The 8,038-nt window shown below is 69.6% G+C and carries 6 protein-coding genes and 1 pseudogene; 5 read left to right on the forward strand and 2 right to left on the reverse strand.

The features are described from left to right. A pseudogene (locus tag GJ634_RS12735) lies at positions 1-429 on the reverse strand (metal-dependent transcriptional regulator); the annotation flags it as partial. A gap of 415 nt (positions 430-844) precedes the next feature. On the opposite strand from GJ634_RS12735, the gene GJ634_RS12740 reads away from it, so the two are divergent. The 4 genes from GJ634_RS12740 to GJ634_RS12755 all read left to right on the forward strand — a co-directional run bounded on the left by GJ634_RS12740 (position 845) and on the right by GJ634_RS12755 (position 6,424). Then, positions 845-1,852, forward strand: a complete 1,008-nt coding sequence (locus GJ634_RS12740) for a TAXI family TRAP transporter solute-binding subunit (protein ID WP_157503200.1) — start codon at positions 845-847, stop codon at positions 1,850-1,852. Positions 1,853-1,922: 70 nt separating this feature from the next. Beyond that, positions 1,923-2,432: a DUF1850 domain-containing protein gene (locus GJ634_RS12745; protein ID WP_331714170.1), complete on the forward strand. Its 510-nt coding sequence runs from the start codon at positions 1,923-1,925 to the stop codon at positions 2,430-2,432. Continuing rightward, complete coding sequence (locus tag GJ634_RS12750) at positions 2,429-5,143, forward strand: TRAP transporter permease (RefSeq protein ID WP_157503202.1); 2,715 nt, start codon at positions 2,429-2,431, stop codon at positions 5,141-5,143. The genes GJ634_RS12745 and GJ634_RS12750 overlap by 4 nt, the downstream gene beginning before the upstream one ends. Before the next feature lie 96 nt (positions 5,144-5,239). After that, on the forward strand, positions 5,240-6,424 hold the full coding sequence (locus tag GJ634_RS12755) for a PQQ-binding-like beta-propeller repeat protein (RefSeq protein WP_157503204.1): 1,185 nt from the start codon (positions 5,240-5,242) through the stop codon (positions 6,422-6,424). 3 nt (positions 6,425-6,427) lie between these two features. Here GJ634_RS12755 and GJ634_RS12760 read toward each other — a convergent pair whose 3' ends face one another. After that, positions 6,428-7,621, reverse strand: coding sequence for a threonine synthase (locus tag GJ634_RS12760; RefSeq protein WP_157503206.1), 1,194 nt, complete (start codon positions 7,619-7,621; stop codon positions 6,428-6,430). Between the two features lie 63 nt (positions 7,622-7,684). Here GJ634_RS12760 and GJ634_RS12765 point away from each other — a divergent pair. Further along, positions 7,685-8,038, forward strand: a 354-nt coding sequence (locus GJ634_RS12765) for an FAD-dependent oxidoreductase (protein WP_269449538.1), incomplete at its 3' end; no start/stop codon positions are given.

An 8,038-nucleotide genomic window follows, 5' to 3' on the forward strand; every position in this document is an offset into this window, starting at 1 on the left:
GTGTCGGGGTGTTCGGGGGGTTCGAGGTCGGCGCTCGGGATGGGGTCGCCGTGGGGGTCGACGGTGGGGTCGTCGAGCTTGCGCGCGAGCCGGCGCTCGAACTCCTCGCTGATGTGGTGTTCGAGCGCGTCGCTCGTCGTGGACCTCGTCGTACTCGTAGTCGAGGTGGTCCGCGAGGAAGGACTCGAGGAGGCGGTGGTGGCGCAGCACCTCGAGGGCGACGGTCTCGCCCTCGGGGGTGAGTTCGACGCCCTTGTACTTCTCGCGCGCGACGAGGCCGCGCTCTTCGAGCTTCTCGACCATGCTGGTGACCGTGGGGGGCGTGACGTCGAGGTAGTCGGCGATGGCGGAGGTCTTCACCGGCGGGCCGTGCTCGCGCTGGAGCGCGTAGACGGCTTTCAGGTAGTCCTCCATGACGTCGGAGAGCATCCGTTGCCGGATTTAGACGCGTCTAAAACAAATAGTTGGTGGTGGACAAACCGCCGACAGAGCGCCGGTTGCCGACTGTCGCGCCGGCGGAGGTGGGAGTCCCCGACGCCAGCGGGGGAGATGCGAGCTCACGAGTCCGAATCCCGAGGTTTCGCATGTTGTACAACTGAGGAATCCCGGTAATGAAAAGATGTGTGACTGGTTACCAGCCCGACAACGACGGGGCTGGAGTCGAGGGGCGTCGAGGCCCCGGACGGTGGAAGCGGAGATGCCTGCCGAAATCGCCGATTGGAGGGCGTGTATCGGCAGTCTGTGGTGTACGGACGTGGGGTTCGGTGCAGCGTAGCTGTAGATTCGGTCTATCGACGGACCGGACTCGATAGGGATATAAACCTTCCGCGCATTATGACACTGTATGTCATCCGAAAAGACACGTCGTCGGTTCCTCGAAGCGACAGGTATTGCGGGCGTCGCGGCGCTCGCTGGCTGTAGCGGCAACGGCGGCGACGGCGACGGCGACGGCACGACCCAGGACGGCGACACCACCACGACGCAGGGCGGCAGCGGGAGCACCCGCCTCAGCTGGCACGCCGGCGGCACCGGTGGCACGTACTACCCGCTCTCGAACGAGATCAAGACCATCGTCGAGGCGAACACCGACTACTCGCTGAACGTCCAGTCGACGGGCGCCAGCGTCGAGAACGTCGGCAGCCTCGCCGACGCGTCCGCGGACTTCGCGCTCATCCAGAACGACATCGCGTACTTCGCGAAGAACGGCACCGGCATCGACACGTTCGAAGGGAACGCCATCGAGAACCTCGAGGGCGTGGCGACGCTGTACCCCGAGACCATCACGGTCGTCACCCTCCAGGACACCGACATCGAGACGCTGAGCGACCTCAGCGGCGCGACCATCAACACCGGCGACCTCGGCTCCGGCACGCAGGTCAACGCCAACCAGATCCTCGAAGCGGTCGGCATCACCGACTACAACGAGCAGAACGCCGGCTTCTCGCAGGCGTCCGAACAGCTCGCGAACGGCGACATCGACGCGGCGTTCGTCGTCGGCGGCTGGCCGGTCGGCGCCATCGAGGACCTCGCGAACACCAACGACGTCCAGATCGTCCCGATTCAGGGCGAGAACCGCGAAGCGGTCAAGGACGCGGCCTCCTGGTTCGCGGACGACACCATCCCCGCCGGCACGTACACCGGCGTCGACGAGGCCATCGAGACCGTCGCCGTGCAGGCGATGATCGCCACGCACGCCGGCGTGGACGCCGACACCGTCGAGACGGTCACCGCGGCCATCTTCGACAACCTCGACGAGCTCACCATCAAGACGGACTTCATCTCCGTCGACAGCGCGCAGGACGGGATGTCCATCGATCTCCACGACGGCGCGGCGGCGTACTTCGACGCGTAAAGACACCACCGCGGCACCGACTCTCGTTTCCACCGCGGTGCCCCGGCGATAACCCGCTCCACCACTCACCGTGACCGACCGAATCACACGACGGAAGCGAGTCGCCGTAGCGCTGGCGGCCGTCGCCGTCGTCCTGGTCGCGCTCGCGGGCGGTGCGGCCGCTCTCTCCACCGGCAAAGTCCTCGTCGTCGAGGACGTCGACACCGGCGAACGGTACGTCACCGAGCCGGTCGATGACGGGAGCACCGTCCAGCTACAGTACATGCACAGCGTCGAGAAGACGCCCGTGAACGACGTCTACCGCGTCGACGGCGACGCGCTCGTGAACACGCGGATGGAGTTCGAGTCCTACGGCTGGGGGCTCCCGTCGCGCGTGAACGTCACGAACGTCAACGGGACGTTCGTCTACGACCCGCCAGAACCCATCATCACCCTCGACTCGCTGTCGGTCTCCCCGGGCCGAATCGCGGACCACACGCTCGTCGTCGACGACCGACGGATTGACCTAGTGGCGAAGACGAACGCGAGTGACGTCCGCATTCACGTCGAACGGCGGACGATAACTGACGTACTCCTATGAGCACGAACAACCACGCCGACGGTGACGAAGAGCAACTCTCCAGAGAGGAAGCCGACGAACTCATCGACGAGATCGAACGGCGGCGGTCGCTGAAGGGACTGGCCGCCCTCGCCGTCTCGGCCATCGGCATCCTCTTCTCACTGTTCCAGCTGGCGCTGGCGTCACAGAGCTTCTACTTCACGATTCCGCTCCCGCTGGTCGCGGACATCGAGGTGGGCCTCCAGCTCCTGCAGGCGAACGCCATCCACGTCGCGTTCGCGCTGGTGCTGACGTTCCTGATGTTCCCCGCGACGATGGGCGACGGCGCCATCTCCGAGCGTCTCGGCGCGGCGGTCGACGACGCGACCGCGCGGCTCGGCGAGAACAACCCCGCGACCCGCGTCGTCGACGGCGTCCGGGGGGCCTTCCGCTGGGCGTTCGTCGACCCCGACCGGAGCCGCGTCACGCCGTTCGACGTGGTCTGCATGGGCTTCGCCGCGCTGACCGCGGTGTACTTCCTCACGGAGTTCGCGGAGATCCAGCGGATGCGCGCGTTCGGGCTGGACGCCGGCCGGACGGTCACTGGCGTCTACCCGTTCCTCGAGCCCGTCCTGGGCGGGCTCCCGTTCGTCACCGAGTACTCGTACGCCCTCCTGTTGGGCGCGACCGGCATCCTCCTCGTGCTCGAGGCGACGCGGCGGACGCTCGGTCTGCCGCTGATGCTCATCGTCGCGACGTTCATCGTCTACGCGCGGTGGGGGTTCCTCATCAGCGGCGACACGCCGTTCCTCGGGCTGCTCGCGATTCCCCCGCTCGACTGGCCGGACATCGTCCAGAACCTCTGGTACAACACGGAGAACGGCGTCTTCGGCGTGCCGGTGACGGTCTCCGTGAGCTTCATCTACATCTTCATCCTGTTCGGCGCGTTCCTCGAGATGAGCGGCGCCGGCCAGTGGTTCATCGACCTCGCGTACGCCGCGACCGGCAAGCGCAAGGGCGGCCCCGCGAAGGCCTCTATCCTTGCGAGCGGCTTCATGGGCACCATCTCCGGGTCCTCGATCGCGAACACGGTCACCACGGGCGCGTTCACCATCCCGCTGATGAAGCGCTCGGGGTACTCGCCGGAGTTCTCCGGCGCGGTCGAGTCCTCGGCGTCCTCCGGCGGCCAGATTCTCCCGCCGGTGATGGGCGCCGCGGCGTTCCTGATGGTCCAGTACACGGCGACGCCGTTCCGCGACATCATCCTGCTCGCGACGGTGCCCGCGATCGTGTTCTTCTTCGGCGTCTGGGTGATGGTCCACCTGAAGGCCGTCCAGGAGGACATCGGCGGCGTCGACGACGTCGAGACCGCGTCCATGCGCGAGCACCTGACGCGCGGGTGGTTCTACCTCGTCCCCATCTTCCTGCTGCTGTACTACCTCATCATCGAGCGGCTCTCGGTCTCCCGGTCGGCGTGGTTCACGCTTGTCGCGCTCGTCGCGCTCATCACGTTCCTCGCGGCGTACAGCGAGCGGACGCGGGCGTTCCTCGTCGGCTCGTTCGCCGTCATCATGGGCGCGGACCTCCTGAGCTTCGTCGTCGCCGGCGTTCCGGTGACTGGGTTGCTCGGCGGCGCGGGCGGCGCGGGCATCCCGGTCGGTGAAGCGGCCGGCATCGTCGCGCCGCGCGCCAGCTGGTACGCGATGCTCGCGGGCGTCGTGACGATGGCCGTCTACAGCGACGTGCAGTCGAAGCTACTGGACCTGAACCCGACCGTGCAGAACACCGCGGAGGCGGCCGGCGACCGCGCGGGCCGCGACCTCGGGCAGAACCAGCTGTTCCGCACCGGCACCTTCGTCGTGAAGTCGATGGACGAGGGCGCCCGGACGGCCGTCCCGGTCGTCATCGCGGTCGCGGCCGCCGGCATCATCCCCGGGGTCATCAGCGTCTCCGGGCTCGGGCCGAACCTCACGTCGCTGCTGCTCGCGCTCTCCGGCGGCTCCATCGTCGTGATGCTGCTCGTGACCGCCGTCGCGAGCATCATCCTCGGCATGGGGATGCCGACGACGGTGACGTACATCATCCTCATCTCGATGCTCGCGACGCCGCTCGTGGAGTTCGGCATCCCGCTGCTGGCGGCGCACCTGTTCATCCTCTACTTCGGCGTCATCGCGGACATCACGCCGCCGGTCGCCGTCGCGGCGTACGCGGCCAGCGGGGTCGCGAAGTCCGACCCGTTCGAGACCGGCGTGAAGGCGTTCTCGCTGTCGCTGAACAAGGCCATCGTGCCGTTCGCGTTCGTGCTCGCGCCCGGCATCGTCTTGCTCCGGGAGAAGGCCAACGCCGCCGACCTCCCGCTCCGGGAGCGCTACCGCATGGTGAACTTCAGCGACCTCACGGACCTGACGTACTCGGTCCCCGAGATCCTGGTCCCCATCGCCGGGGTCTTCCTCGGGGTCATCGCGCTCGGCGCGACCGTCATCGGGACGCTGTACACCGACGTCAACCGGGCCGAGCGGACCGGCTTCGCGCTCAGCTCGCTGCTCCTGATGGCGCCCGCGCTCCTCTCGACGTCCGTCTTCGACCTGCTCGGGTTCGTCGGCGTCACCGTCTCCGTCAACGCGCTCCTGCTGGACCTGACGATGCGCGGCGCCGGCCTCGTGCTGTTCGCCGCGCTCGCGCTGAAGAACAAGCGCGAGCTCGGTTCGACCGGCGGCAGCGGCACCGGCGCGGACCAGCCCGCGTCGGCCTGACGACGCCGCCCCGTCGACGACCGTTCTTCTCGATTCGCTACTGCCGCCGAGCGTCGGGACCACAAAATACGTCCTGCCGCCGGGCGAGTGTCGGGTATGGTCCAGACGAGGCGCGCCCTCCTCGGAGGCCTCGCGACCGCGGCGGCCGCCGGGCTCGCCGGCTGCAACGCCCTCCAGCGCGGGGACGAGCGACGAGTCGTCGAACCCGCGTCGGGTGCGTGGGCGACGCGCTACGGCGGCGGTCGCGGCACCGCGGCGAACGACGTCGCCGGCGTCGACCGCGACCCGACCCGCCAGTGGCGCGAGCGCACGTTCCCCCAGTACGACGCCGGCGTCTTCACCGCGGACGGCGGCGGCTTCGTCCTCGACACGCACACGCTGACCGCGGTGAACCCGGACGGGAGCGTGCGCTGGCGGTCCGAGGCCGGCTACTACGACCCGGTGGTGCTCGCCGACGAGGTCGTGGTCGCGGAGTCGATGGACGGCGGCCTCGACGCGCTCGCGCGCTCGTCGGGCGACCGCGTCTGGTCGGTGTCCGGCGGCGAGGCGTTGGCGGTCGCCGACCAGCGCCTGCTCGCGCGGACCGCCACGGAAACCGTGGCGGCAGTCGCTCCCAGCGGCGACGCGGCGTGGTCAGCGAGCGAACCTGCGTCGTATTCGCCGGTGACGGCCGCCACGCAAGAGACCGTCGTCGCGGCGTTCACCGACCGGTACCGGGCGCAACCCGACACAGACGGAGTGGCCGAGCGTTCGACGCTCGTCGCGTACGACGCCGCGACCGGCAGCGAACAGTGGCGGTTCAGCGTCCCCGGGAACGTCCAGCGCGTCGCCGTCCACGACGACCGCGTCCACGTCGGGACCGGCGTTAGGGACGTGAACGGAGCGTTCGGCGCGTTCCAGCACGTCCTCTCGCTCGACGACGGCTCCCAGGAGGCTCGTCGGACGTACACGGGCGTGTGGTTCGACGGGCTCGCGGTCGATAGCGAGCAGGCGTTCACCGCGACGGGAACGACAGTTCGCGGGCTCGGGCCGCAGCTCGGTGGACCGAACTGGGAATCGACGCTACCGGCGCGCACGACGTCTCTGGCGGCCGCAGCGTCGTCCGTGTACGTCACGTGGTCACCGGACGAGGGTACTGTCGTCGCCGCGCTGGACGCGACGAGCGGCGAAGAACAGTGGCGGAAGTCGCTGCCGGTCGGCTGGGCCGAGGTCGTCGGCGTTACGGACGGCCGCGTGTTCGTCGAGACCAGTGAGACGCCCGGGCTCTACGTGCTCGGCTGACGCCTAGATTCCCTTGCTCATGAGGTGCGAGCGGAGCACGTCGGCGTCCTTGTTCGCGCTGCCCGTGTTCAGGATGACCACCGTGTCGTCCTCGCCGAACGCGCCGTCGTCGGCGAGCGCGGAGGCGCCGGACGCGGCGGCCGCGCACGTCGCACCCATCTCCAGGCCCTCGTGGGCGGCGACGGTCGTCGCGGCGTCCAGAATCTCCTCGTCGCTGGTCGCGACCGCGCCGCCGTCGCTCTCGCGGAGCGCCTCGAGGACGAGCGGGCTGGCGCCCGGGTCGGGAATCTCGATGCCGCCGCAGATGGTGTCGGGGGTGTCCCACGGCTCGTGGACGTCCCGGCCCTCCTGGAACGCGCGGACGATGGGCGCGCAGCCCTCCGCCTGCGCGGCGTACAGCTTCGGGAGGTCGTCGGCGAGGCCGAGGTCGCGGAGCTCCTTCGCGGCCTTGTGCATGCCGACGAGGCCGACGCCGCCGCCCGTCGGGTAGACCACGTGGTCGGGGGTCTCCCAGTCGAGCTGTTCGGCGGTCTCGTAGTACATCGTCTTCTTGCCCTCGTGGCGGTACGGCGTCTCGAACGTCTGCACGGAGTACCAGTCGTCGTGCTCGTCCATCGCGTCGTCGAAGGCCGCGCCCGCGTCGCCGATGCGCCCCTCCACGATGGTCATGTCGCCGCCGTGGACGTTCACCATCGCCTTGTTCGCGAACCCCGACCGCGACGGCAGGAAGACGTGCGAGTCGATGCCCGCCCGGCCCGCGTACGCCGCGGCGGACTGCCCGGCGTTGCCCGCCGACGCGAGCGCGACGTCGCTGGCGCCGTGCTGGGCGGCGGCGGTCACCGCGACGGTCTGCCCGCGGTCCTTGAACGTCCCCGTGGGGTTGCGGCCCTCGTCCTTGAGGTACACCTCGCCGACGCCCATCTCGTCGGCGAGCGTCGGACACTCCACGAGCGCGGTGGCGCCCTCGCCCATCGACACCGCCGACTCGCGGGCGAACGGCAGCAGCTCCTCGTAGCGCCACATCGAGTCGAAGCGCCGCGACTCGAAGGTCGCCCGGGTCACGTCGAGGGCGTCGTAGTCGTAGGTCGGGTCGAGGATGCCGCCGCAGTCCGGACAGCGGTGGGTCGCCTCGGCCGCGTCGAACGTCGCCTCGCAGTCTACGCACCGAAGCCCCTCGAAGGCCGGCGTCGTCTCCATGCGCGGGCCTTCGCAGCGGGCGCGAAAAGCCCTGTCCCTTCCGGCCGGCGAGCCCGCACGTTCTTGTCGCCCGCGGGCGAACGTCCGGGCATGTCCGACTCTCGGGTCGCGGTCGTCGGCGGCGGGCTGGCGGGGCTGACGGCGGCGCGCCACCTCGCCGCGGACGGCTTCGACGTGACGCTGTTCGAGCGCAACGAGGACGTCGGCGGGCGCGTGCGGTCCAGACGGGGCGACGGCTTCGTCTTCGACCGCGGCTTCCAGGTGCTGTTCACGGCGTACCCCGCGGCGCGCCGCGAGCTCGACTTCGACGCGCTGGACCTGCGGGCGTTCTCGCCGGGCGCGACCGTCTGCCGGGGCGACCAGCGCTCCGTGCTCGCGGACCCCCTGCGGGAGCCCGGCGCGCTCGCGGAGACGCTG

The organism is Halobacterium sp. CBA1126 (assembly GCF_009741975.1).
Lineage (GTDB): Archaea > Halobacteriota > Halobacteria > Halobacteriales > Halobacteriaceae > Halobacterium.